Here is a 23422-nt window from a genome sequence, read left to right on the forward strand (position 1 = left end):
CGAAGAGCACTCGTATGCGGCGCCTCCAACCCCGCTGCGGGCTTGCTCACGGCGACAGACCTCCAGGTGTGCCCCCTCTACACCGCAGGGAGATTCCCCGTGTGTAACCTCAACGCCCCTTCCCTCACCCTCGCCCGGCAGGCTCTGCATGACGCCATGGCCCGCACCGGGTGGGACTCCGACGCCATCTTCGGCGCCGAACTCGCCCTCGCCGAGCTGATCGTCAACGCCTGGCGGCACGGCCGGACGGCCTCCCCGGTGGTCCTGGTCGTCATCCTCGGGGGCACGCTCCGGGTCTCCGTCTCCGACGAGAGTTCCGACCTCCCCGAGCAGCGCCGGGCCGCCGAACTCGCCGAGTCCGGGCGGGGCCTCCAGCTGATCGAGGGCCTCACCCACCGCTGGGGCGCCGAGCCGCAGAAGCGGGGCAAGAATGTCTGGTTCGAGCTGGACTGCGCCGCGTGAGCGCCCTCCAGCCGGTCGAGCCGGCCGACCCCGGGATCCGCCTGCTCACCGAGCGCCAGGTGGCCGAGATGATCACCGAACTGCGATCCCTCGGCAAGGAGTTCGGCATCCTGCTGCCCTCCGTCACCACCCACAGCATCGTCGACGGCCGGGTGCTGGTCTCCTTCGGCAACGGTCCGACCAGCACCGTCATCAACCTCCTCGCCCTCCTGCGGCACTACAAGCAGGCGAAGGGTTCCTCGTGAGCAACGTGATCCACCTGGTGGCGGCGGCCGTCCACGCGGGCACCACCACTGTCCCCTACCTGGGTGTCGAGCCCTCTCCGGACTGCGCCGTGCAGGTCCGCCTGGCCGTGGACGAGCCCGTCGGCGCGGATCCGGACGAGCAGCTCGTCTTCCGCCTCACCCGCGAGCAGGGCGAGGACCTCATGCACGGGCTGGCCTGGCAGCTCGGCTGGCGCTGTGGTCGGCCGCTCCTCACCGCGCCGAGGCCGCCGTGCTCGGACTGCTGATCCTCAACATCCTGGCCGCCCTCCTCGGCGCCCTCTGCCAGGACCGGACGGAGGCCCTCCGCCACCGCACCGCCACCCCCGGCGCCGACTCCGTCGGCATACGCGACTGACCGAACCAGGCCCGGTGCCTCGGGGGCGCTGCACAGGAAGTCGGGCAGGCCGACTTCCTGTGCAGTCTTGGGGTGGTCGCCGTGCGGCCGCGCCGACCGCGCGGTGCCGGGGGTCAGATCAGCGCCACCTGCGGCACCGGCGCGGTGCCGCGGTGGAGCCAGGCACGCTCGGCCGCCGACCAGGTGGTGGTGGTCACCAGGTAGATCCCGGCGGCCAGCGGCACCAGCGCGGCGAACAGCACCGTGCCGAAGGACAGGTACGGCAGCAGGCCCATACCCGGCTGCGGGGTGGCCTGCCTACCGGCCGGCAGCGCGGCCTGGGTGGCGGCCTGGGCCGCGGCCGCCTTGCGGGCCCGGCGGAATCCGACGTAGCCGACGGCGGCCAGGGCCGCGTACAGGAGGCCGAACACCACCAGCTGTCCGGCGCCGTGCGCGCCGCCGACGTGCAGACCGAGCGGGACCCCGAACACGGTGTGGCCGAGCAGGTCGTTCGGGGTGGTGAACAGGCGGTACATCACCGAGAAGAACGGGATCTGCACCAGCATCGGGAGGCAGCCCGCGAACGGCGAGGCCTTCTCCTTCTTGTACAGCTCGGCGAGCGCCGCCTGGAGCTTCTCCGGCTTGCCCTTGTGCTTGCGGTTCAGCTCCGCGATGTGCGGCGCCAGCCGGGCGCGGGCCTTCTCACCGCGCGCCGCCGCCCGGGCCAGCGGGTGCAGGGCGAGTCGGACGCAGACGGTGAACAGGACGATCGCGAGCGCGGTCGGCAGGACCTGCGCGAGGGCGGAGACGACATCGTGGGCCAGGCCGACGGCCGGGTCGAGCAGCGAGAAGACGGACATGGTGAAGCGAGCCCTCCGGGGTCTCAGGAATTCGAGTACGAGACGGAGGACGGCCGCGAACGGTGGAGCTCGGGGGGTTACGCGGCCGCCGGGGCCGCACCGGGTGCCCTGGGGCGTCGTTTGCCCCGGGCGTCCGGATCGCGCTGCGGAAGGAAGGCCGTGTGCAGGGCCCGGCGCCGCAGCACCCCGGCCCGTACCGAGGCCGGCGCCCGTGCGCCCAACAGCCGCGCACCGGCCAGGGTCCCCGCCACCGCCCCGGCCAGCAGCACCACGGCCGCCGTGGCCGCGACCGAGGTGAGCGTCCCACCCTCGGTCAGCAGCTCCCCACTCAGCACCCGGAGCAGTCCGAGCAGCATCGCGATCACACTCACGCGTCCCGCCCTCCTCACTTCTCCGGTCACCGGGCATCCGGGCACTTCGACACTTCACGCGTCGAACACTGAGGACGATGGTACGTCCTACGGGGGTTTGCGGACGCTAGTACGAGTCGACGGCCTCGACCCAGACCTGGTCGGTGCCACCAGGTCCGGATGCGATCCAGAAGACCACCCCGGTCGCGTCATGGCCGGGTGACTCGGGGACGAGACTGCCTCGCCGGATCATCGGCAGTGTCGTCGGATCGGCGGCTCCGATGTGTTGGAACGCCTTCAAGGCGGTTCCGTCGGGTGGCCACGCCGTATCCCATCTGGCGACCCCGGTGTCTTGGACGAAACCGGCCGTATCGCCCTCCGGCAGGCGAAAGGAGAGGACGGCGTAGTCACCCTGAAAACCGATCTGGTAGCCCCAGCGGACATCGACCGCCGACGCCGGGATCCGTAGGTGCGCGAAGTCGGCGACCCGAGCCGAGGTGGCGTCGGTCACCCACGACCCCGGCCGCCCGCTGTCCGGCGCGGGGTGCCGGTCCTGCCTGTCCAGCCAGTAGACGCCACCTACCAGCGCCAGAGCGCCCACCAGCGCGAGCACGGCCGACCAGACCACCAGGCGCCTACGGGTGCGCGCCGACTTCATCTGGTCTCCCTGTTCGGGTCGGTACTCCCGCCCTCGCGGTCGCTGTTCCGCTCACCTGTACCGGCTGGACGAAAAGGGGCACCGTCGCCCAGGTTGCGAGTCATCGTGGTGCTCGCGCCCCTGATGTCGAACTCCTGAGCCAGTCCGGTCTGGTGCAACTTCGCCAGGTCGCTGTCCTTGACGGTGGTCCCGGCAATCGGGGTCCCCTTCGTCGGATCCCAGTTGTAACGATCCCAGACGTTGACCTGGTACTGCATGGAGATCTGGACCTTGCCGTCGGGCCCCGGTTTCGCGGTCACCACGCCGGAGGAGACGTAGGCGTGGCTTCCCACGGCCAGGTACCAGTTCCGTTGTGCCTCACTGTCGAATGTGCGATGCGCGTTCGGCGCTTCCACCGGGATGGCGACCGCCGCCCCGCCGGACTTCTCGTAGGCGGCCAGAGCGGCCTGGCGCCACTGGGCGTCGTTGGCGGCAAGCTGCAGCTCCACCTGGTCGCGAAAGTTGTTGTCGTCGCGGAGCATCCGGTCCACATCGACGTTGATGGGTTCGCCGCTACCGTCCAGGTAGTGCAGCATGTGCCGTCCGGCATCCGGGTAGCCCACGAAGGAGCCGGCGCTGACCAGCCCGTAGGCGGTCAGCTGGCTCATCCGGTCGTCCGCCCCGGGCTCGCGCACCCCGAAAGGGCCTGTGCCGGTATCGGGTGCGGTCCACTGGTACTGGGTCGGCCCCATGATCCCCGCGTCGGCGAGTTCTCCGGGATTGGTGGTGAGCAGCCCGGCGCGCACCACCGGATCCAGCGACGCCCACCAGCCCGGTACGTCCTCGCGGTTCTTGGGAATGCCCGCTGCGCTGGTCAGATCGGCCTTGGCGTTCTGTACGGCGTCGCCACGGGTCGCCGGGTCGACCTCGTCCGGGTTGATCGCACGCAAGGCGGACGCCGCCGTCATGTCCGCTTCGGTGGCTGCCGCCACAGCCTTGCGGATGTCCTCGACGTGGTGCTGGACCTCGTCCCATTTCCGTTGTTGGTGCGCGATCGCGTCCGTGTCGTTGCGCTCCTCCGGTGGGAGGGGAAGAAGGGTGACACCGCCGTCCTCGGCCACTGTCGCTCCGAGGGCTTCGATATCTCCGATCGCCCGGAGGAGGTTCCGCTGGGCTTCGGCGAAGGCGGATCTGGCCCGTCGTAGAGCGGCGGTGATCGCGAGGGCCTCGTAGTGGAAGACGCTGAGTTCGTCGGCGAGGAGACCGATCTCGCGCCCCGCCTCGTCTGCGGCCGGTCCTGTCCAGGAGCGAGGCCCTGGCGCGGCGAGGGAGGAAGGGTCGCTTCCGGTCAGCGGACGCAGGATGGCGGAGCGGACTTCTGCCGCGATCTGCTCGGTGTGGCCGGAGACCCCGTTCCAGGTGTCGCCGGCCCGATCGAGAGGCTCAAGTACGACATGCCGGAGTTGGGCGAAGGTCACCATCGGCTCACGGCGCCCTGAACTGGGCGGCGGCGGAGTGGTCGGTGGCCCGGTAGTTCGACGCCGTGGCCTCAAGGCGGTCGGCCGTCATGCCGAGCCGGTGCTCGATGCTCGTCCACCGGGCCTTCCAGGCCGTGAGCAGCTGGGTGAGCGCCGACCCGGAACTCCAGCCGTCGCCGAGGGTGCGGGCCGCCGCCGCCGTGTCCGGCTCGGCGTGGCTCACGGTGGTGTGGAGCTCGCCCTGTAGACGGCGGGCGACTCCCGCGGCGTAGGTCAGTACGGCGGGTTCGATGTGGACGTGCCCCGCGCCGGTTCCGCCGCCGGACCACGGGCCCGACGTGTCGGGTCGGGCTAACGGTGAGGCCCGCGGCGGGCTGTTCTGCCCGTAGAGCCAGGGGTTTTGCCGTGCCTCGCCGGTGTCGGCCATCCAGAGCCCCCTCCTGTACCGAGTCGATGGTCGGACGTTAACGCACGGTCCTTCCCGGCGTTGGGCGATTGCCGATGCGCGTGCCGTAGCCACGGGGGCTACGCGGGGCTACCTTGGAGGGATGAAGACGATTACCCAGCGGGAGTTCCGGAACAACTCCGCCGCGGTGATGGACGCCGTGGAGGCGGGGGAGACCTTCCACATCACCAGGAACGGGGTCGAGGTCGCGGAGCTGCGGCCGGTCGCAGGTCGGCGGCGGTTGAGTGCGGAGGAGCTGGTGGCCCGGCACGTGAAGCTGCCGCGGGTCGACTACCAGCAGATGCGCAAGGAGGCCGAGGAGTACTTCGGGCCCGAGGAGCTGGTGGGGGACGAGGGCGACGACCCGTTCGAGCGGCGGCGTGGCTGAGCGCCGGCGGGCGCCCCGGCGGCGGCCGGCCGGGGTGCTGGACACCTGCGTCTACATCGACCTGGCGCTGCTCAGCCCGGCCGACCTGCCGGCCGTGCCCGAGCTGACCGCGATCACCTTCGCCGAGCTGCAGCAGGGCGTCTCGATGGCGCGGGACCCGGTCAGCCGGGCGGCGCGGCTGGAGGTGCTCGGGGCGGCGATGGCGGACTTCGACCCGCTGCCGTTCGACGCGGCCGCCGCCTCCCGGTACGGCACGCTGGTCACCCTGACCATCGCCGCCGGGCGCCAGCCGCGCCCGCGCCGGATCGACCTGATGATCGCGGCCGTCGCCTCCGCCCACGGGCTGCCGCTGTACACGCGCAACGTGGCGGACTTCCGCGGGCTGGGCGCGGCCGTCGAGGTCATCGGGATCTGACGGCCGGGCCCGTGGGCGGCGGGCGCCTTCGCTGGCACAGCGCTGGTACAACGCCGGCGCAGCGCCGGTTCAGCGCGGGCGCAGCCCGTCGAAGACCACCTCGAAGATCCGCTGCCGGGCGGCCGGGTCGGCTCCGAGCTGCTCCATCGCCGTGGTGGTGCCGACCAGCAGGGCGATCAGCTCCGGCAGGCCCAGCTCCGAGCGGACCGCCCCGGCCTGTTGGGCCCCCGCCAGTAGCTCGGCCAGTTGTGCCCGGATCACCGCGCTGGACTCCTGCAGGGCCGCGTGCGCGTCCACTCCCGCCGCGGCGAGCGCCTGGGCGAACTCGTTCTTTCCCGCGGACTGGTCGATCACCAGCCGGAAGCAGTCGAAGAAGGCCTCGGCGGGCTCGGACTCGGCGGCCAGCCGCGCGGTCCGGGCGGCGATCGCCTCCAGCCTGCGCACCATCACCGCCTCCAGCAGCGCCTCCTTGGTCGGGAAGTGCCGGAAGAGCGTGCCGACCCCGACCCCGGCGGCCCGGGCGATCTCCTCGGTCGGCACGCCGACGCCGCGGGTGGTGAACACCTCCGTGGCGACGTCCAGCAGCCTGGCCCGGTTACGGGCCGCGTCCGCCCGCAGGGGGCGTTCCTGGGCGCCGCTCATCCCTCCCACCCTTCCCTGCCGATGGCAGAGCCGCACTGGACAATCGGAGTCGCCAGTCCGTATCGTTGAAAACCTGAGTCGCTAGTCCGATTCTAGCGGCCGGTCCGGCTGGGGGTTGATCATGTCCGAGACGCTGTCACCGCGCGAGGTCTTCCGAAAACTGCTCGACGGCATCACTGCGGGGCGCTTCTCCGAGTTGGCCGAGCTCTACGCCGAGGACGCCGTGGTGGAGACCGTGTTCGAGCCGGTCGGGCCGCGCCGGTTCGAGGGGCGGGCCGTGCTCGCGGCGCGGTTCGCGGAGGTCGCCGCTCATATGCCCATGGAGCTGACCGCGACGGACGTGGTGATCCGGGAGACCGGCGACCCGGAGGTGATCGTCGCCGAGTGGACCTACCAGGTGCACCACCGGGTGACCGGGCAGGACTTCGAGGCCGCCAACATCCAGGTGCTGCGGGTCCGCGACGGCCTGATCGTCAGCAGTCGGGACTACCACGACCACCTGGCCCTCGCCGTGGCCGGCGGCGGCCTGCCACAGCTGGTGGCGGCGCTGGACGGCAGGTAGCACCGGCCCGCGGCCCGTTCACCGGAGGCGTGGCCGGCCGGCCGGCGGGAGGGGCGGGCGGGCTTGCAGCGGTGTTTGCAAAGTTCCGCGGGTCCGGCGGAACGGGCTTTGCAAAGTCCCGCCGGAGCCGCTGGGCGGTGTTTGCAAAGTTCCGTCAGAGTTGACGGAACTTTGCAAACAGGCGTCAGTCGAGCCGGACGGCCGTCCCCGTGGCCGCCGAGGCGCGGGCGGCCTCCAGGACGGCGAGGGTGGCGGCGGCCTCCCGCGGGTCGACCGGGGGCGGGGTGCCCGGAGCGGCCAGGGCGGCGGCGATGCCCGCGTAGTAGGCGGGGTAGTCGCCCGGGTCGGTGGGGACGGGGACGGCGGACTCGTCGGTGCCGAGCGTGCCGTAGTGCGCGGGCTGGTCGGCGCCCCACGGGTGGGCGCCGCCGGGGCGGTGGCCGGCCCGGAGGTCGCCCTCCTGCGGGTCCATACCGGACTTGACGTACCCGGCGGCGTCGCCGAGCACCCGCAGCCGGGGGCCGACGAGCGGGGTGATGGCGCTGGTCCACAGGTGGGAGCGGACGCCGGAGGCGTGGGTGAGGGCGAGGAAGGCGTCGTCGTCGACCACCGCGCCGTCCCGGCGGACGTCGATCTCGGCGTACACCGTGTCGACCGGTCCGAACAGGGTCAGCGCCTGGTCCACCAGGTGGCTGCCCAGGTCGTAGAGGGTCCCGCCGACCTCGGCCGGGTCGGCCAGCTCGCGCCAGCCCGCCTTGGGCTTGGGCCGGAACCGCTCGAAGCGGGACTCGAAGCGGTGCACCCGGCCGAGCGCTCCCTCGCGGACCAGCCGCTGGACGGTCAGGAAGTCGCCGTCCCAGCGGCGGTTCTGGAAGACGGAGAGCAGCGTGCCCTGCGACTCGGCGAACCGGCACAGGTCGAGCGCCGCGGCGGCGGTGGCGGCCAGCGGCTTGTCGACGACGGTGGCCAGCCCGGCGGCCAGCGCGGCCCGGGCGAGCGGGACGTGGGTGCGGTTGGGGGAGGCGATGACGACCAGGTCGAGGGTGTCCGCCTCGGCGAGCAGCTGCTCGGGGGTGTCGACGGCGCGGGCGCCGGGGTGCTCCCGCCGGAGCTGGGCGCGGCGGTCGGGGTTGGCGGTGACCACCGCGTCCAGCCGGAGCCCCGGGGTGGTGGCGATCAGCGGGGCGTGGAAGGCGGAGCCGGCCAGCCCGTAGCCGATCAGCCCGACGCGGAAGGGGCCGGACGGGTCTGACGGGCTGGCGGGATCGGAGGGGCTGGAGGCGCTGGACGGGCGGAGCGGGGGGCGCGTCGAGGGGCTCATGCGCCTACTCAATCATGCGGTGCCCGATTGGCCCTGGTTTCGATGTGTTCCGGGACGGGACCGCTGCGGTGGTCCGCCAGGTCCGCGTTCCCGGTGCCCGGGCGCGGTGGTTTCCGGTGGGCGGGACGTACTGCCGTCGGCCAGGTGTGCGGATTAGGCTGTGCCCGTTGGGGCAGCCAGTGGTACCCCCGGCGGTCCGGTGTCCCGAGGAGGGGCCGGCCGGTGGGAGGCGCAGCGGTGACGGCGGTGCGCCGCAGTTTCGTACGACCATCGCAAGACATCGCAATACTTCGGGAGACACGCACGTGGCAGACCGCAAGCCCATCGAGTCCTGGCTGACCGACATGGACGGCGTCCTCATCCACGAGGGCACGCCGATCCCCGGCGCGGAGGAGTTCCTGCGCCGGCTGCGGGAGTCCGGCAAGCCGTTCCTGGTGCTGACCAACAACTCGATCTACACCCCCCGCGACCTCAGCGCCCGGCTGGCCGGCATGGGCCTGGAGGTGCCGGAGGAGTGCATCTGGACCTCCGCCCTCGCCACCGCGAAGTTCCTCAAGGGCCAGCGCCCCGGCGGCACCGCCTACGTGATCGGCGAGGCCGGCCTGACGACCGCGCTGTACCAGGCCGGGTACGTGCTGACGGACAACAACCCGGACTACGTGGTCCTCGGTGAGACCCGCACCTACAGCTTCGAGGCGCTCACCAAGGCGATCCGCCTGATCAACCAGGGCGCCAGGTTCATCTGCACCAACCCCGACGAGACCGGCCCCTCCACCGAGGGCGTGCTGCCGGCCACCGGTTCGGTCGCGGCGCTGATCACCAAGGCGACGGGCGTCGAGCCGTACTTCGTCGGCAAGCCCAACCCGCTGATGATGCGTGAGGCGCTGAACACCGCCGGCGCCCACTCGGAGACCGCCGTGATGATCGGCGACCGGATGGACACCGACATCGTGGCGGGCATGGAGGCCGGTATGGAGACCATCCTGGTCCTCACCGGCCTCACCGCGGCCGCCGACGTGGAGCGGTTCCCGTACCGGCCGACCCGGGTGGTCAACTCGATCGCGGACCTGGTCGACCTGGTCTAGCCTTCGCACAGCTGTTCCGGGCTCCGCCCCTGGCCGACGGCCGGGGCGGGGCCCGTGTGCTGCGCGCACGACGGTCGGCCGCGCCCATCGGGGCGGGCCGCACTCATCGCAGAGGGGGCGGATGAGATGAGTACTCCGACGGTGGAGGGCCCGGGGGAGCGCCGGGGGAGGAACCCGGGGGACGGCCCGGGGAAGGTTCCGGGCGATGGCCCGGGCGATGGCGGCCCGGCGGCAGCGGGCGCGGGGCAGGCCGTGCAGGAGGAGAAGCGGGTCACCTGGGCCGAGCTCTACTTCGACCTGGTCTTCGTCTTCGCGATCACGCAGGTCTCCGGCCTGCTGCACCACCACTACGACTGGGCGGGCGTGGCCCAGGCACTGGTGGTGTTCGTGCCGGTGTACTGGTGCTGGGTCGGCACCACGGTGCAGGCCAACATCCGGGACGTGGACACCGCGCGGGACCGCATCGGCATCCTCGCCGTCGGCCTGGCAGGCCTGTTCATGGCGCTGGCCGTACCCGGCGCGTACGGCGGCCGGGGGGTGCTGCTCGGCGCCGCGTACTGGGCGGCCCGGATCGTGCTGCTGGTGCTGCTGATCCGCATCCCGGGGGTCTGGCGCGGCCCGTACGGGATGGGCGTGCTGGTCAGCGGGCCGCTGCTGTTCGCGGGCGGGCTGCTGCCGGAGGGGCCGAGGACGGTGCTCTGGGCGATTGCCGCGCTCTGCGACCTGTCGGCGCCGGTGCTGTTCCGCAACCGGCTGGCCAAGGTCGCCTACCACCCGGCGCACATGCCGGAGCGGTTCGCGCTGTTCCTGCTGGTGGCGCTCGGCGAGTCGATCGTCGGGATCGGCGCCACCGCCGCCTCGGCCCGTCTGGACGCGGTCGAACTCGTCGCCGTGGCGGCGGCGTTCACCATCTCCGGCGGGCTCTGGTGGCAGTACTTCGTCTACGCGGCGGACGCCATGCGCCATGCCGTCACCGTCGCGGACTCCCGCCGGGACGTGATCCGCCGGGTGTTCCAGTACGGGCACCTGGCGCTGGTGGCCGGGGTGATCGCGGTCGCGGTGGGCTTCGGGGAGACGGTGGACGACCCCCGGGAGGCGCTCGGCGCGGGCCCGGTCGGGCTGTTGTACGGGGGCTGCGGGCTGTACCTGCTGACCTTCGGCTACACCCGGTGGATGATGTTCCGCGCGGTGTCGACCACCCGGGTCGTCGCCGCTGCGGTGGTGCTGGCGCTGGTGCCGGTGATGGTGCACCTGCCGGCGATCGTCGCGCTGGTGGCGCTGGCGGTCCTGCTGGTGGTGCTGAACGTGGTCGAGCACGTCCGGGTGGAGCGGGCGTCCCGGACGGCCGGTGTCGCCGAGGCGGCTGCTGTCAGTGGGGCTGTGTAGCGTTCGGGGTGAAAAGAGGGCGTACGGGGCATGGGCCGCGGTGCGCCGGAGGTCGGGGCGGTGCGTGGTGAGCCGCCGCCCGGTGGGAGGTTGATGTCGTGACGGACACGGTCGAGGCGGGCGTGGGCGAGGCAGGCGTGGGCGAGGCCGGAGCGGGGGCGGACGCCGGGCTGGAGCTGCCCGAGTCCTGGCGTGCGGTGCTGGGCGCCGAGACGGAGAAGCCCTACTTCGCCGAGCTGGCGGCCTTCGTGGCGGGCGAGCGTGCCCAGCACCAGGTCTTCCCGCCGAGCGGGCAGGAGTTCTCCGCGCTGGCGGCCACCCCGTACGAGAAGGTCCGGGTGCTCGTCCTCGGCCAGGACCCGTACCACGACGACGGCCAGGCCCACGGCATGAGCTTCTCCGTGCTGCCGGGCACCAAGACCCCGCCGTCGCTGCGCAACATCTTCAAGGAGCTGGACGCCGACCTCGGCATCCCCGCCCCTGACAACGGCTACCTGATGCACTGGGCCGAGCAGGGCGTGCTGCTGCTCAACGCGGTGCTCACGGTGCGCGCGCACGAGGCCAACTCGCACAAGGCCAAGGGCTGGGAGAAGTTCACCGACGCCGTGATCAAGGCGGTGAGCGAGCGCGAGGAGCCGGTGGTCTTCGTGCTGTGGGGCAACTACGCCAAGAAGAAGCTGCCGCTGATCGACACCTCCCGGCACGTGGTGGTGCAGGGGGCGCACCCGTCGCCGCTGTCGGCCAAGCTGTTCTTCGGCAGCCGTCCGTTCTCGCAGATCAACGAGGCCCTGGACGGCTTCGGCGGCGAGCCGATGGACTGGCGGGTGCCGGACCTCAAGCAGGGCTGACGGCACGCGGCGCTCCGGCGCGGGCGGGCGGGCGGGCGGCGGGGCGGTGGCGGCCAGCCGGGGCGGGGCGGCGCATCGCCTTCGCGCCCGCCGGTCGCCGCCACTGCTGCCGGGCACCGGCGTCGGTGTCCCCGGGCACCGGCGTCGGTGTCCGGCGCGGCTGCCCGGCGCCCGTGGTCGACGCCCCCGTGCTGCTCGTGTGCAGCTCGGGTGCGTTGTCCGGCGGCCGGTGCCCGTCACGGGTGGCCTGTACCCGGTGTGCGAAGCTGGTGCCCGATCAGGTCACCGGACCGGGTCTGGGAGGGGCGGCACGTGCGCCGGGTGAGGCGAGGAATGGGTTTCCGGCTGGCTGCGGGAGCGGCTCTGCTGGGGCTGACGGCAGGCATCGCGGGGTGCGGCGGCGGACCGGCCGACGGCAGTGGGCCGGACCGGGGCGGCGACTCGGCGGTGGTGCCCGCGTCCACGGCACCGGGTGTGCCGGCCGGAGGTGCCACGGGTGGTGGCGCTACGGCAGGCCCGGGCCTGGCCCAGCTCCCCGGCCAGACCTTCTACGTCTCCGACCAGACCTCCGCCGCCCAGCAGTTGGTCACCCTGCGCGGCCAGGGCCGGTCCGCGGAGGCCGACGCCCTGCTCGGGATAGCCGCCCAGCCCTCGTCGCAGTGGCTCGGGGACCAGGCGGCCAAGGGCATCGTCGAGCAGGTGAGCCGCCGGGCCGCCGCCGTGGGCCGGACGCCGGTCTTCGTCGCCTACAGCATCCCGCACCGCGACTGCGGCCTGTACTCGGCGGGCGGCGCGGCCGACGCCGCCGCCTACCGGGCCTGGATCACCGGCCTGGTGCAGGCACTGGGCGACCGCAAGGCCTGGGTGGTGCTGGAGCCGGACGCGATCGCGCACACGCTGGACACCTGCGGGGTCAAGGGCACGGCCGCCGCCGAGCGGTACGGGCTGCTGGCCTTCGCCGCCCAGGAGTTCAAGAAGAGCCCCCACGTGCGGGTGTACCTGGACGCGGGCAACCCCGGTTGGGCGCAGGACCCTTCGGAGATGGCCGACGCGCTGCGCAAGTCCGGGATCGCCGTGGCGGACGGGTTCGCCGTCAACGTCGCCAACTTCTACAGCACCGAGCGCAACGCGGCGTACGGCGCCGAACTGTCCGCGGCCCTGGGCGGCAAGCCCTTCGTCATCGACACCAGCCGCAACGGCAACGGCCCGCTGAGCGGTGACGCCTGGTGCAACCCGCCAGGGCGCAAGCTCGGGGCGCCGCCCACCGCCAACACCGGCCGCCCCGGCGTCGACGCCTACCTCTGGATCAAGAACCCGGGCGAGTCGGACGGCGAGTGCGGCCGTGGTGAGCCGCGGGCGGGAGAGTTCTGGCTGCCGTACGCGCTGGGGCTGGTGCGGGCCTGACCACGCTCGGCGCCGGTCCTCGCGCCGCCGCTGCCGGCCTCACGCCGTCCTCTCGGCCTCACGCCGTCACCTTGATCCATCGGGCCACCGACGGCGTGCCGGCGCCGTCCGTCACGAACAGCATGTACCAGCCGGGCGGCAGCAGGTCGGGGTTGGCGGGCAGGGCGAGCGAGACGCCGCCGCCCGAGCGCCCGGTGACGTCCAGGGCCACCGAGCGCTGCTCGACGTCGGTCGCATGGGTGACCGAGCTCGGCCGGATCAGCTTGGCGGTGGCGATGCCGTCGGGCTTCGGCGTGCTCACCGCGACCGTGCCGCCGAGCTTCGCTACGTCCGGGGCCCCGGTCACCTGCGGGCGCTCGCCGTGGAAGAGGTACGGCGGGGTGTAGATCTCGACGCGCTGCTCGAACGCGGCCGGCTCGGAGTCGGCCTTGTCCGCGAAGAGCGGGTTGGAGCCGAGGACGACCACCCGGCCGTCCGGTAGCAGCAGGGCCTCGGAGTGGTAGTCCCGCCCGACGGCGGGCTCGGCTGCGGTGCTGAACCGGTTGGTGTCCGGGTGGTAGAACTGCGCCTTCAGCAGGTCGCTGCGGTGCTTGCCCCGGTAGTCGCCGGAACCGCCGGTGGTGAACACGCTGTCGTCCGGCATGATCACGCTGTTGAGGTAGCGGGTGCCGCCGGCCGGCAGGTCCGGGCCCGGGGTGAAGGCGGGTTTCGCGGCGGAGAGGTCGGCGATGTCCGTGCGGGCGGTGGACAGCGGGGACTCCCCGACGCCCCCGCCGCCGAGGACCATCACCTTCTGTGCCTGCGCGGGCGGCAGCAGCACCGAGGACGAGGTCTCGGTGAGCGAGGGGTCGCGCAGGCCGGGGACCGGCTGGAAGGTGTTGTCCCTCAGATCCCAGAGCCCCGGTTCGCGGCCCTTGTCCGCCGGGCCGTAGCCCGCGTTGGAGCCGGAGTAGAAGAGCCGGCCGGAGGCGGTCAGGAAGATCGACGGGTAGGTCGGGAAGTAGCGGTCGGGCGCCTTGGACCAGGTCCTGCTCGCGGGGTCGTAGATCTCGTTGTCGTTGCCGCTGAGGATCCGCCCGGTGTCGTCCAGGCCCGAGACGGTGACCACCCGGCCGTCGCCGAGCCCGGTGAGCGTCGGGTACCAGCGGGCGTACGCCATGTCGGTGACCTGCTCGTACATCTCGGTGTCCGGGTTGAACTCGAAGGCGGAACGGACGCCCTGGAAGTCCTGCTTCTCCAGGGTCAGGTGCTCGCTCATGCCGTAGAGGTCGCGGGCGTCGGCGCCGGTCAGGCCCTTGATCGTGTACTGGGCGGGCGAGCCGTACACGGAGTCGGCGCCGGGGGCCACGGCCTCCACGAAGACGTGCTGCTCACCGGCGGTGACGACGGTCCGGTCGCCGCCGCCGGTCTTCACCGCCGCGGGGACGGTCACCTCGGCGGTGGACGCGTACCCCCGGCCGTTCGGGGCGGTGAACACCGTGCCCTTGGGGAAGGTCCTGGCGGCCTCCGGGTTCTCGTTGCGCACCCGCATGGTGCCGGCCGCCTTCTTCACGGCGCCGTCGAGCGCCTCGTAGCGCAGCGTGCCGCCGGCCACCAGGACCCGGCCGTCGGGCAGGGAGCCGTGGCCGCCGCAGAACATGTCGGCCGGGGTCGGGACCGGCTTGTAGGTGTTCTTGGCCGGATCCCAGAGCAGGCTCCTGAAGGTGCCCGCGTCGAAGCTCTTCTGGTCGTTGCCGGAGCCGGCGATGATCAGGATCTTCCCGGTGCGCAGCAGGGTGGCGTGGACGGCGTTGATCCGGAACTCGGCGGGGAGGGTGACGGTCTGCCAGTGCCCGTACTCCGCCTTGTAGTCGGGTCGGTTGATCGCGTACTGGTGGTACTGCTCGCCGGCGAAGCCGAGGACGGCCGGTGCGTTCATCCCGGCCACGGTCAGTGCGACGGTGCTGCCGAGTGCGAAGCGCCTGGCGCGGCCGGCGTTGCGGATCTTCACGATGGTCCGTCCCCCTCGCGGTGCGGGTTCAGCGTGCGGTGGTCGGTGCGGCCGGGGCGGGTGCGGGCTGGGCCGGTCCGGGTTGGGCGGGCACGGGCTGGGCCGGTCCGGGTTGGGCGGGTCCGGCCCGCGTCGGCACGGCCCGGGCGGGTGGGACGCGTGGAGGCGGGACCCGGGCGGACGGGACTCGGGCGGGCGCCGGCTGCGCAGGTGCGGCTTGGGCACGCACGGGCGTCGTGGCGGGGGAGGGGGCCGGGCGGCGGCCTCGGTGGCGGACCGCGTCGGCGGCCAGCACGAGCATCGGCAGCAGGCTGAACAGCAGTGCCAGGCCGGCCCAGGTGCGCATGGCGACGTGGTCGTGGCCGGTGAAGAAGGAGGCGGCCAGCGCGCCGCCGAAGACCATCACCCAGAACAGGTGGATACGGAAGGTGCCCAACCGGTCGCGGCTGGCCGACTCCCCCTTGGGGGTCACCACGAAGCGGCTGCGCAGCCTAAGGACCGCTTGCAGAAACGATGCTGCATAGATCGGTCCGCAGAGCGCCGACATCACCATGCCCGCCACCCCTGACGAGCCGGCCGGCTCGTGCGGGCTCACGTTGTGCTTGCGGTTCCAGGTGTAGAGCAGCACCTGGAGGGCCGCCGCGTCGCTGTACAGCATCATCCAGATCTCGGACGAGACATGGACGCCCGAGGCGCCGAAGCCCAGGTAGAGCACGCTGGACACCCCACCGAGCAGCCAGGTCAGCGCCGCCATCGGGTAGAAGCAGATCATCAGGGTGTAGTTGAGCAGCCGGCCGGGCGTCAGCCGCCAGGCCGCCCGCCAGTACTGGGTGAGGATGGTCTCGTACGTGCCCCGGCTCCAGCGCAGCTGCTGCGAGAAGAAGTCCGTCCAGGACGACGGGCCCTCGCCGACCGCCAGCACGTCCGGGGTGTAGACGGACTTCCAGTGCTCGCCGGTGTCCGGATTGCGGCGGCGGTGGAACTCCAGCCCGGTCGCCATGTCCTCGGTGATCGAGTCGTACAGTCCGCCGATCGACCGCAGCGCGCTGAGCCGCACGGCGTTGTTGGTGCCGACGAACATCGGTGCGCCGTAGCGGTTGCCCGCCCGCTGGATCAGCGCGTGGAAGAGGAACTGCTGGCTCTCCGAGAACTTGGTGACCGCCGAACCCGAGCTGCGGTAGTTGCCGTACACCTGCGGGCCGACCACGAACGCCACGTCCGGGTCGCGGAAGTAGCCGAGCATCCGCTCACAGAACTCGGGCAGCGGGACGTGGTCGGTGTCGACCGAGACCCAGAAGTCGTAGACCGTGCCGTACGCCTGCAGCCAGCTGTTGTAGTTGCCGTGCTTGGTCTTGGCGCGAAACCGACCCTTGGGCTGGTTCCACGGCCGCACCCCGAGCCGGCTGAAGTGCCGCGCGCCCAACTCCGCGCAGAGCGCGCGCATCGCGGGATCGTTCCCCTCGTCGAGCAGCCAGACGTCGTACGGGCCGTCGTGCCGGACGGCGAGCGCGGCGGCGAGGGTGGCGCGCACCATCTCGGGCGGCTCCTTGCCCGGCACGCAGCTGGTGAGGAACGCGACCCTGGTGCCCGCCTCGGGCACGACCGGGACCGGATCCCGGGCGACCAGCGTGGCGTGGGCGTTGGAGACGACGTTGACCAGCCGGAACGCCTCGACCACGGCGATGATCCCGATCATCGCCCTGTCGGAGACCAGCAGCCACTCATGGGTCTCGCCCGGTCGGACCGGCCAGTGTTCGGGGAGCAGCAGCCAGACGAGCAGGACCGTCTCGACCGCCGGAGCGGCCAGCAGGAGCAGCGCCGCCCTGATCCGGTGCGGTTCGCGGCGCAGCAGGCTGCGGTACTGGACGCGGTAGGGCTGCGGGGCGGCTTCGGTCCGGGGCTCGTAGCCGGTGCGGGTGCGGGTGCGGGTGCGGGTGCCGATGCGGGTGCCGGTGCGGGTGGGCTCGGGTGTGGACCCGGGTGCGGGCTCCGGGGTGGTCGGCGGTCCGGCGAGGCGGCTGAAGTGGTCGTAGTCGTACGGGGGTTCCGGGGCGGACGGGGAGCTGGCCGCTGTGTCGGCCGGCCGGCCGGAGTCGGGTTCGTCGTCGAGGGGTTCGGCATCGAAGGATGTGTGCCGGACCGAGGCTGCGGAGGCCCTCGGTCGAGAGAACAGCTTGCTCACGTGTGGCTCCCCCCGTGGTCGACCGCGCGGGCCGACCCGTCCGTGCGTGTTCCGATCGGGGGGTGTGGCAGTCCACTGTTCGTGGCAGTCCACTGCTGCGGTGCTGGGCCTGGCCGTTCCCCCCGGAGTCATGCGTGTGAAGCAGAACACCGCCCGGTGGGCCCCGTGATTTCCGGGCGGCTCCCAGGCGGTCCAAAGTCGTCAAGCATTAAAACGTGTACGATCGATTGTTTCGCGGGGATCGTATCGACAGGTTGGGTTCGAGACCCCGGCCACTGCCCGAACTCCCCTCCAGGCGTTCGGGATTCCCGATCCCCTCAACTCTCCCGGAGCCCCTGTGTGAGCGCAACCGATCTGAAGAATGATCATTGCCCCGGCGTGAGGAAATGACGGATCCCGGCCAATCGAGCCCCGTTGATGCCGGGGGGACGGTGTGCGCGACCGCCGTCCACGCCTGTTCGAATAAATGGGCGAAGGTCGGACTGCCGCATGGGCGATCCGACCTCCGTCCGTCTGCTGCGCCGCCCGCTCCGGCCGGCCGGCTCAGCCCGCGGGCAGCAGGGCCGGCCCGGTTGCCGCCCGAACGTCCTCCAGCCCCACGCCCGGGGCGGTTTCCACCAGGCGGAGCCCGTCCGGTGTGACGTCTATGACCGCCAGGTCGGTGACGATCCGGTTGACCACCCCGCGGCCGGTCGCAGGAAGTGAGAGCTCTTCGACGATCTTCGGGGATCCGTCCTTCGCGGTGTGCTCCATGACGACGATCAGCCGCCGGGCGCCGTGGACGAGGTCCATGGCGCCGCCCATGCCCTTGACCATCTTCCCCGGGATCATCCAGTTGGCGAGGTCCCCGGCAGTCGAGACCTGCATCGCGCCGAGCACCGAGACGTCGATCCGGCCCGACCGGACCATGCCGAAGGAGAACGCCGAGTCGAAGTAGGAGGCCCCGGCGGCAACCGTCACGGTCTCCTTCCCGGCGTTGATCAGATCAGGGTGCTCGGTGCCCTCCGCCGGGTACGGCCCGACGCCGAGGATGCCGTTCTCCGAGTGCAGCACCACCTGCACCCCCGGGGGGAGGTGGCTGGGGATCAGCGTGGGCAGCCCGATGCCCAGGTTGACGTACTGGCCGTCGCGCAGTTCGCGGGCGGCCCGGGCGGCGAGCGCGTTCCGCGGGTCGAGCAGCGTCGAGGTGGCTGAGGTGATCGGGGTGGCTGGGGTGGCCAGGGTGGGCGAGGCGGCCGGGGTGGTTGCGGGGGGCATCGGCTCAGATCTCCTGGCTCGCGGGGCGGACGGTCCGGCGCTCGATGCGACGGTCCTCGGGATCGGCGGCGACCACGCGGTCGACGTACAGGCCGGGGAGGTGGACGGCGTCGGGGCCGAGCTCGCCCGGCTCGACGATCCGGTCCGCCTCCACGACGGTGATCCGGCCGGCCGTCGCGCAGAGCGGGTTGAAGTTGCGCGCCGCTGCGTGGAACACGCAGTTGCCGTGCCGGTCCGCCACCTCCGCGCGGACCAGCGCGAAGTCGGCGGTGATGGCCTCCTCCAGCAGGTACCGGCGGCCGCCGAACTCCCGGACCTCCTTGGGCGGCGAGGCCAGGGCCACCGAACCGTCCGGCGCGTACCGCCAGGGCAGACCGCCCTCCTCGACCTGCGTTCCGACGCCGGCCGGAGTGAAGAACGCGGGGATGCCGGCCCCGCCGGCCCGCAGCCGCTCGGCCAGCGTGCCCTGCGGGGTCAGCTCCACCTCCAGCTCACCGGAGAGGTACTGCCGGGCGAACTCCTTGTTCTCGCCGACGTAGGAGGAGGTCATCCGCGCGATCCGGCCGGCCCGCAGCAGTAGGCCCAGCCCCCAGTCGTCCACCCCGCAGTTGTTGGAGACCACGCGCAGGCCGGCGGCGCCCGTCGCCGCCAGCGCGCCGATCAGGGTGCTGGGGATGCCGCAGAGACCGAAGCCCCCGACGGCCAGCACCGCACCGTCGGGGATGTCCCCGACCGCGTCGGCAGGGGAGTCCAGGACCTTGTCCAAAGGGTCACCTCATGAGGGGGAGTGGTGGGAGTGGGCAGGCGGGAGTGAGCCGGGGGGATGGGTCGGCGGGAGTGGCCCGGCGGGCGTGGCCCGGCGGGAGTGAGGGGAGGGGCGGGTGCGTGGAGCGGGAGTGGCCGCCTCACGCACCCCACCACCGTCACCGAGGAGGGGAGCTCCTGCCATGGCGCACACCGACACGCACGGGTGCGGACGCATGGCGACCGCCCACACCCAGCGGCCGAGGCCGCGGCGCCGACCCGTGGATATGGCGGCCGGGCCCACAGCGGTCCGGGCTGATGCATCGTCCGGGCACATGTCGCAGCCCTCGCCGCCCACCTACGGTTCCGGCATCCACCCCCACAACACCCCCAGGAGTCGGTCACCATGCGCAGCTCGACAGCCCGTCCCACGACCGACTCCGAGACCTCGGTACCAGCCTCGGCACTGCTCGCGGCGCCCGGGGGTCCGGCGCCCGGGAGCCCGGTGGCCGCAGGTCCGTCCGGGGCGCGCCGCGGCCCGGGACGCCGGATCGCCGCCCTCGCGGCCTGCGTCCTGCTCGCGGCCGGCTGCGCCAAGGCCGGCACCGCCGGCACCTCCTCGGCGGATGGTGGCGGCGGCTCCAAGAGCCCGGTCAAGGTCGGCCTGGTGTACTCCAGGACCGGGCCGCTCGCCGCGTACGGCAAGCAGTACCTGGAGGGGTTCAAGGCCGGTCTCAGCTATGCGACCAAGGGCACCGGCGCGGTCGACGGGCACGCGATCGAGTTCGAGGAGCAGGACGACGCCGGTGACCCGGCCAAGGCGGTGTCGGCCGCCAAGGACCTGATCGGCAAGGGCCACAAGATCCTGGCCGGCTCCACCGCCTCGGGTGTGGCCCTTCAGGTCGGCCCGATCGCCGCCCAGAACAAGGTGCTCTTCATCAGCGGTCCGGCCGCCGCCGACAAGGTCACCGGGCTCAACAAGTACACCTTCCGCTCCGGCCGCCAGTCCTACCAGGACATCAGGGCCGCGGCCTCGTTCGTCGGCGACGCCAAGGGGCGGAAGGTCACCGTGCTGGCTCAGGACAACGCCTTCGGGCAGGCCAACGTCGCCGCGGTCAAGGCCGTGCTCGGCACCCAGGGCGCCACGGTCGACGCGGTGCTCGCCCCGCCGAGCGCCACCGACCTGACCCCGTTCGCGACCCAGGCCAAGTCGGCCAAGCCCGACCTGTTGTTCGTCGCCTGGGCCGGCGACAGCTCCTCGGCCCTGTGGACGGCCCTGAACCAGCAGGACGTCTTCGCCGAGACCAAGGTCGTCACCGGGCTCGACCTCGCCGCGTCCTATCCGCTGTTCGGCGCGGCCGGCGAGAAGATCTCCTTCCTGAACCACTACTTCGGCGGAGCCGCCGGCACCCCGGTGGAGAAGGCCATGGAGGAGGCCGTCACCGCCGGCGGCGGCAAGGCGGACATCTTCACCCCGGACGGGTTCACCGCCGCCCAGATGATCGTGCACGCCATCGAGGCCAACCACGGCTCCGCCGACGACACTTCGGTGCTGGTCAAGGCGCTGGAGGGCTGGAGCTTCGACGGGGTGAAGGGGAAGACCACCGTCCGCGCCGAGGACCACGCCCTGCTCCAGCCGATGTTCCAGGTCCGGCTGGCGGGCACCGGCGCGGCGGCCAAGCCCTCGGTCGAGCGGACGCTGGCCGCGGACGACGTGGCGCCCCCGGTCACCCCGATGGCGGGCTGATCCGGATGGCCGGTCCCGTCCCCTCGTCCGCCGCGGCAGGCGCCGCCCCGCCCGCCGCCCCGCCCGCCGCGGTGTCCACCGGTGCATCCTTTGCCGCCTCCGCCGCAGCGCCCGCAGCGCCCGCAGCGCCCACTGCGGGCGCTCCGGTACTGCGACTGCGCGGCCTCGGATGGTCCGTCCGCGGGGTGCCGATCGTGGAGGACGTCTCGTTCTCGGTGGACGAGGGCGAGTTCATCGCCTTCATCGGCCCCAACGGTGCAGGCAAGACCTCCCTCTTCAACCTGATCTCCGGGATCTACCCGGCGAGCCGCGGCAGTCTGGAGCTCGACGGCACCGACATCACCGCCGAAGCGGTGCACGCCAGAGCGCGCCGCGGGCTTGGCCGCACCTTTCAGACCTCCTCCCTCTGGCCGGGCATGACCGTGGCCGACCATGTGCGCCTGGCGGCCCAGGCCGCCGCCGGGCCGCGTGCCTCGTACCGGTTCTGGCGCCGCGCCGACCGATACGCGGGCCAGGTGGCCGCCACCCTGGAACGCACCGAACTCGGCCACCGGGCAGACGCCTTGGCGAGCGCGCTCTCCCATGGCGAGAAGCGCAAGCTCGAACTCGCCGTCCTCCTGGTATCCGACCCGCGGCTCATCCTGCTGGACGAGCCGATGGCCGGTGTCAGTGCGGAGGAGGTGCCGGCCCTCACCGCGCTGATCCGCTCCGTGCACCGCGACCTCGGCCGCACCGTACTGATGGTGGAGCACCACATGGACGTCCTGCTCGGCCTGGCCGACCGCCTTGCCGTGATGCACCACGGCACCCTGCTCGCGCTGGACACGCCGGAGGCCGTCATGGCCGATGCCACCGTCCAGCAGGCCTACCTGGGGGAGGCGTTGTGAGCGACTCCCCTCTTCTCCCTCCCCCTGCCGCAGTACTGGTCCCGTCCTCCGCGCCTCCCGCCCCACCTGGCGGGCCCCTCCTCTCCGTCCGTGATCTCCGGGTGGTCGTCGACGGGCTGCACATCCTTCACGGGGTCGACCTCGACGTGGCGCCGACCGGGGTCACCGCCCTGCTCGGCCGCAACGGCGCTGGCAAAACCACCACCGTCAAGGCCGTCATGGGCCTGGTCCCGCGTACCGGCAGCATCCTCTTCTCCGGTGTGGAACTCGCCTCCCTGCCCACGCATCTGGTGGCCCGCCAGGGCATCGGGTACGCCCCGGAGGACCGGGGGATCTTCGCCGGCCTGACCGTGGCCGAGAACCTCCGCCTCGCCGAGCGGGATCGCGCCGGCGAACCCGCCTACCACCTCGTCCACGAGCTGTTCCCCGAACTCAAGCAGCGCGCGGGCCAGTTGGCCGGAACGCTCTCCGGAGGCCAGCAGCAGATGGTGGCGATCGGCCGGACCCTGCTGAACCGAAACCGGCTGATCATCGCCGACGAACCCACCAAGGGCCTGGCTCCGAAGATCGTCGCGGAGGTGGCCGACGTGCTGGCGCGAGCGGCCGAGGCTGTGCCCGTTCTCCTGGTCGAGCAGAACCTCGCCCTCGTCCGCCGCCTGGCCGGCAGCTGTGCCGTTCTGGCCGACGGCCGCACCGCCCACCAGGGCGGCACCGCCGAACTGCTGGCCGATGAGGAGGCCGCCCGCCGCCTGCTGGGTGTCGGCAGCCACCGACCGGCCGCAGGCCCCTCGACGGTCGGCCGGCCCCCGGCCGCTCCTGCTGTCACCGCGGAGGTGAACCCCTGATGGACACCGTTGTCCTCCTTGCCTGTACCGGACTTGGGCTGGGTGCCCTGTACTTCCTCGTCGCCTCCGGTCTCTCGCTGATCTTCGGTCTGATGGACGTGCTCAACTTCGCGCACGGCGCCCTGCTCTCCATCGGCGCCTATGCCACCTGGTGGGCCGGTACGGAGGCCGGCCTCGCCTTCTGGCTCGCCCTGCCGTTCGGCACGCTCGTCGGGACGGCCGCCGCCGTCCTGCTGGAGCTCTTCCTGATCCGGCCGCTCTACAGCCGCCCACGCGACCAGATCCTTGCCACCGTCGGCGTCGGGCTGGCCGTGCCCGCCCTCCTGATGGGCATCTGGGGCGCGGACGCCCGGCCCTTCCCCCAGCCGGCGCTGCTCTCCGGTACCTGGCACGTGCTCGGTGCGACCGTCCCGGTCAACCGCTTCGTCCTCGTGGGGGCGGCTGCGCTGCTCCTGCTCGCTCTTCGGTTGTTCCTCGCCCGTACCCGCTACGGGCTGATCGTCCGGGCCGGCGTCGAGGACCGGGCCATGGTCACCGCGCTCGGCATCGATGTGCGCAAGGCGTTCACGCTCGTCTTCGCCATCGGTGGGGCGGCCGCCGCGCTCGGCGGAGCCCTCGGCGGCCTCTACTTCGGTTCGGTCAACCCCGGCCAGGGGACCGGGCTGCTCATCTTCGCGTTCGTCGTCGTCGTGATGGGCGGCATGGGCTCCGTCACCGGGGCCGCGGTGGCCTCGGTGGGTGTGGGCCTCGTCCAGCAGTTCGCCAACTACTACACCGCTGCGGGGCTCGGCGACCTCTCGGTCGTCGTGCTCCTGGCCGTACTGCTTCTCGTACGACCCCGCGGACTCACCGGGAGGCTCGCGTGAGCACCAACACCTCGACCGCGG

General features: G+C 72.4%; 26 protein-coding genes. 15 read left to right on the top strand and 11 right to left on the bottom strand.

Annotated elements, in window-relative coordinates; translation table 11 throughout:
• Window positions 1-99 precede the first annotated feature (99 nt).
• From ACGFZP_RS29465 to ACGFZP_RS29480, 4 genes are read left to right on the top strand one after another with little or no spacing between them, the layout of a single operon-like run.
• Window positions 100-462 carry an ATP-binding protein gene (locus ACGFZP_RS29465; protein ID WP_392938888.1) on the top strand — a complete coding sequence of 121 codons (363 nt, stop codon included), beginning with the start codon at window positions 100-102 and terminating at the stop codon, window positions 460-462.
• Complete coding sequence (locus ACGFZP_RS29470; RefSeq protein ID WP_392938890.1) at window positions 459-707, top strand: hypothetical protein; 249 nt, start codon at window positions 459-461, stop codon at window positions 705-707. Before ACGFZP_RS29465 ends, ACGFZP_RS29470 begins: the two co-directional genes overlap by 4 nt.
• Window positions 704-973 (top strand): hypothetical protein, encoded by a 270-nt coding sequence (locus ACGFZP_RS29475; RefSeq protein WP_392938892.1) that lies wholly within the window; start codon window positions 704-706, stop codon window positions 971-973. Before ACGFZP_RS29470 ends, ACGFZP_RS29475 begins: the two co-directional genes overlap by 4 nt.
• Complete coding sequence (locus ACGFZP_RS29480) at window positions 958-1083, top strand: hypothetical protein (RefSeq protein ID WP_392938893.1); 126 nt, start codon at window positions 958-960, stop codon at window positions 1081-1083. Before ACGFZP_RS29475 ends, ACGFZP_RS29480 begins: the two co-directional genes overlap by 16 nt.
• A 113-nt stretch (window positions 1084-1196) precedes the next feature.
• Here the strand turns inward: ACGFZP_RS29480 and ACGFZP_RS29485 are convergent, their stop codons facing one another.
• The 5 genes from ACGFZP_RS29485 to ACGFZP_RS29505 form a co-directional block, all read right to left on the bottom strand.
• The gene (locus ACGFZP_RS29485; RefSeq protein ID WP_392938895.1) at window positions 1197-1922 is read right to left on the bottom strand and encodes a YidC/Oxa1 family membrane protein insertase; all 726 of its coding nucleotides are present in this window, start codon (window positions 1920-1922) and stop codon (window positions 1197-1199) included.
• A gap of 77 nt (window positions 1923-1999) precedes the next feature.
• Window positions 2000-2293: a DUF6412 domain-containing protein gene (locus tag ACGFZP_RS29490; RefSeq protein ID WP_392938897.1), complete on the bottom strand. Its 294-nt coding sequence runs from the start codon at window positions 2291-2293 to the stop codon at window positions 2000-2002.
• A gap of 106 nt (window positions 2294-2399) precedes the next feature.
• On the bottom strand, window positions 2400-2930 hold the full coding sequence (locus tag ACGFZP_RS29495) for a hypothetical protein (protein WP_392938898.1): 531 nt from the start codon (window positions 2928-2930) through the stop codon (window positions 2400-2402).
• Window positions 2927-4390 carry a hypothetical protein gene (locus tag ACGFZP_RS29500; protein WP_392938899.1) on the bottom strand — a complete coding sequence of 488 codons (1464 nt, stop codon included), beginning with the start codon at window positions 4388-4390 and terminating at the stop codon, window positions 2927-2929. The genes ACGFZP_RS29495 and ACGFZP_RS29500 overlap by 4 nt, the downstream gene beginning before the upstream one ends.
• Window positions 4391-4394: 4 nt before the next feature.
• Window positions 4395-4814 carry a WXG100 family type VII secretion target gene (locus ACGFZP_RS29505; protein WP_392938901.1) on the bottom strand — a complete coding sequence of 140 codons (420 nt, stop codon included), beginning with the start codon at window positions 4812-4814 and terminating at the stop codon, window positions 4395-4397.
• A 121-nt stretch (window positions 4815-4935) separates the two neighbouring features.
• Here ACGFZP_RS29505 and ACGFZP_RS29510 point away from each other — a divergent pair, with 121 nt between their 5' ends.
• The gene (locus ACGFZP_RS29510) at window positions 4936-5220 is read left to right on the top strand and encodes a type II toxin-antitoxin system Phd/YefM family antitoxin (RefSeq protein WP_392938902.1); all 285 of its coding nucleotides are present in this window, start codon (window positions 4936-4938) and stop codon (window positions 5218-5220) included.
• Complete coding sequence (locus tag ACGFZP_RS29515; RefSeq protein ID WP_392938904.1) at window positions 5213-5635, top strand: type II toxin-antitoxin system VapC family toxin; 423 nt, start codon at window positions 5213-5215, stop codon at window positions 5633-5635. Before ACGFZP_RS29510 ends, ACGFZP_RS29515 begins: the two co-directional genes overlap by 8 nt.
• Before the next feature lie 69 nt (window positions 5636-5704).
• On the opposite strand, the gene ACGFZP_RS29520 is transcribed toward ACGFZP_RS29515, so the two are convergent.
• Window positions 5705-6277 (bottom strand): TetR/AcrR family transcriptional regulator, encoded by a 573-nt coding sequence (locus tag ACGFZP_RS29520; protein WP_392938906.1) that lies wholly within the window; start codon window positions 6275-6277, stop codon window positions 5705-5707.
• Window positions 6278-6398: 121 nt separating this feature from the next.
• On the opposite strand from ACGFZP_RS29520, the gene ACGFZP_RS29525 reads away from it, so the two are divergent.
• Window positions 6399-6839, top strand: coding sequence for a nuclear transport factor 2 family protein (locus tag ACGFZP_RS29525; protein WP_392938907.1), 441 nt, complete (start codon window positions 6399-6401; stop codon window positions 6837-6839).
• A gap of 184 nt (window positions 6840-7023) precedes the next feature.
• Here ACGFZP_RS29525 and ACGFZP_RS29530 read toward each other — a convergent pair whose 3' ends face one another.
• A complete protein-coding gene (locus ACGFZP_RS29530) occupies window positions 7024-8160 on the bottom strand; it encodes a Gfo/Idh/MocA family oxidoreductase (RefSeq protein ID WP_392938908.1) in 1137 nt (378 codons plus the stop codon).
• 305 nt (window positions 8161-8465) lie between these two features.
• On the opposite strand from ACGFZP_RS29530, the gene ACGFZP_RS29535 reads away from it, so the two are divergent.
• The 4 genes from ACGFZP_RS29535 (at window position 8466) to ACGFZP_RS29550 (ending at window position 12883) form a co-directional block, all read left to right on the top strand.
• Window positions 8466-9245, top strand: a complete 780-nt coding sequence (locus ACGFZP_RS29535; protein ID WP_387946425.1) for an HAD-IIA family hydrolase — start codon at window positions 8466-8468, stop codon at window positions 9243-9245.
• Between the two features lie 252 nt (window positions 9246-9497).
• Window positions 9498-10631: a low temperature requirement protein A gene (locus ACGFZP_RS29540; protein WP_392938910.1), complete on the top strand. Its 1134-nt coding sequence runs from the start codon at window positions 9498-9500 to the stop codon at window positions 10629-10631.
• A gap of 170 nt (window positions 10632-10801) precedes the next feature.
• On the top strand, window positions 10802-11479 hold the full coding sequence (locus ACGFZP_RS29545; protein WP_392939023.1) for a uracil-DNA glycosylase: 678 nt from the start codon (window positions 10802-10804) through the stop codon (window positions 11477-11479).
• Window positions 11480-11812: 333 nt separating this feature from the next.
• Entirely contained in the window at window positions 11813-12883 is a 1071-nt protein-coding gene (locus tag ACGFZP_RS29550; RefSeq protein WP_392938911.1) for a glycoside hydrolase family 6 protein, read from the top strand.
• Between the two features lie 58 nt (window positions 12884-12941).
• Here ACGFZP_RS29550 and ACGFZP_RS29555 read toward each other — a convergent pair whose 3' ends face one another.
• The 4 genes from ACGFZP_RS29555 to ACGFZP_RS29570 form a co-directional block, all read right to left on the bottom strand.
• Window positions 12942-14873, bottom strand: coding sequence for a galactose oxidase-like domain-containing protein (locus ACGFZP_RS29555; RefSeq protein WP_392938912.1), 1932 nt, complete (start codon window positions 14871-14873; stop codon window positions 12942-12944).
• A 28-nt stretch (window positions 14874-14901) separates the two neighbouring features.
• The gene (locus ACGFZP_RS29560) at window positions 14902-16815 is read right to left on the bottom strand and encodes a glycosyltransferase family 2 protein (RefSeq protein ID WP_392939025.1); all 1914 of its coding nucleotides are present in this window, start codon (window positions 16813-16815) and stop codon (window positions 14902-14904) included.
• Window positions 16816-17598: 783 nt separating this feature from the next.
• Complete coding sequence (locus ACGFZP_RS29565; protein WP_392938913.1) at window positions 17599-18312, bottom strand: 3-oxoacid CoA-transferase subunit B; 714 nt, start codon at window positions 18310-18312, stop codon at window positions 17599-17601.
• A 4-nt stretch (window positions 18313-18316) separates the two neighbouring features.
• Window positions 18317-19078, bottom strand: coding sequence for a CoA transferase subunit A (locus ACGFZP_RS29570; protein ID WP_392938914.1), 762 nt, complete (start codon window positions 19076-19078; stop codon window positions 18317-18319).
• Window positions 19079-19462: 384 nt separating this feature from the next.
• Here ACGFZP_RS29570 and ACGFZP_RS29575 point away from each other — a divergent pair, with 384 nt between their 5' ends.
• The 4 genes from ACGFZP_RS29575 (at window position 19463) to ACGFZP_RS29590 (ending at window position 23401) form a co-directional block, all read left to right on the top strand.
• The gene (locus tag ACGFZP_RS29575; protein WP_392938916.1) at window positions 19463-20803 is read left to right on the top strand and encodes a substrate-binding domain-containing protein; all 1341 of its coding nucleotides are present in this window, start codon (window positions 19463-19465) and stop codon (window positions 20801-20803) included.
• Window positions 20804-20997: 194 nt separating this feature from the next.
• Window positions 20998-21690 (top strand): ABC transporter ATP-binding protein, encoded by a 693-nt coding sequence (locus tag ACGFZP_RS29580; protein WP_392938918.1) that lies wholly within the window; start codon window positions 20998-21000, stop codon window positions 21688-21690.
• A gap of 101 nt (window positions 21691-21791) precedes the next feature.
• Window positions 21792-22535, top strand: a complete 744-nt coding sequence (locus tag ACGFZP_RS29585; RefSeq protein WP_392938920.1) for an ABC transporter ATP-binding protein — start codon at window positions 21792-21794, stop codon at window positions 22533-22535.
• Window positions 22535-23401, top strand: a complete 867-nt coding sequence (locus ACGFZP_RS29590) for a branched-chain amino acid ABC transporter permease (protein WP_392938921.1) — start codon at window positions 22535-22537, stop codon at window positions 23399-23401. Before ACGFZP_RS29585 ends, ACGFZP_RS29590 begins: the two co-directional genes overlap by 1 nt.
• Window positions 23402-23422 lie beyond the last annotated feature (21 nt).

Source organism: Kitasatospora sp. NPDC048239 (assembly GCF_043202015.1).
In the GTDB taxonomy this organism is placed as follows: domain Bacteria; phylum Actinomycetota; class Actinomycetes; order Streptomycetales; family Streptomycetaceae; genus Kitasatospora.

Coding starts and splice junctions, on each gene's coding strand:
- ACGFZP_RS29530 (WP_392938908.1), bottom strand. CDS start 8,160: ATGAGCCCCTCGACGCGCCCCCCGCTCCGCCCGTCCAGCGCCTCCAGC.
- ACGFZP_RS29590 (WP_392938921.1), top strand. CDS start 22,535: ATGGACACCGTTGTCCTCCTTGCCTGTACCGGACTTGGGCTGGGTGCC.
- ACGFZP_RS29575 (WP_392938916.1), top strand. CDS start 19,463: ATGCGCAGCTCGACAGCCCGTCCCACGACCGACTCCGAGACCTCGGTA.
- ACGFZP_RS29550 (WP_392938911.1), top strand. CDS start 11,813: ATGGGTTTCCGGCTGGCTGCGGGAGCGGCTCTGCTGGGGCTGACGGCA.
- ACGFZP_RS29500 (WP_392938899.1), bottom strand. CDS start 4,390: ATGGTGACCTTCGCCCAACTCCGGCATGTCGTACTTGAGCCTCTCGAT.
- ACGFZP_RS29520 (WP_392938906.1), bottom strand. CDS start 6,277: ATGAGCGGCGCCCAGGAACGCCCCCTGCGGGCGGACGCGGCCCGTAAC.
- ACGFZP_RS29525 (WP_392938907.1), top strand. CDS start 6,399: ATGTCCGAGACGCTGTCACCGCGCGAGGTCTTCCGAAAACTGCTCGAC.
- ACGFZP_RS29505 (WP_392938901.1), bottom strand. CDS start 4,814: ATGGCCGACACCGGCGAGGCACGGCAAAACCCCTGGCTCTACGGGCAG.
- ACGFZP_RS29510 (WP_392938902.1), top strand. CDS start 4,936: ATGAAGACGATTACCCAGCGGGAGTTCCGGAACAACTCCGCCGCGGTG.
- ACGFZP_RS29485 (WP_392938895.1), bottom strand. CDS start 1,922: ATGTCCGTCTTCTCGCTGCTCGACCCGGCCGTCGGCCTGGCCCACGAT.
- ACGFZP_RS29495 (WP_392938898.1), bottom strand. CDS start 2,930: ATGAAGTCGGCGCGCACCCGTAGGCGCCTGGTGGTCTGGTCGGCCGTG.
- ACGFZP_RS29565 (WP_392938913.1), bottom strand. CDS start 18,312: ATGCCCCCCGCAACCACCCCGGCCGCCTCGCCCACCCTGGCCACCCCA.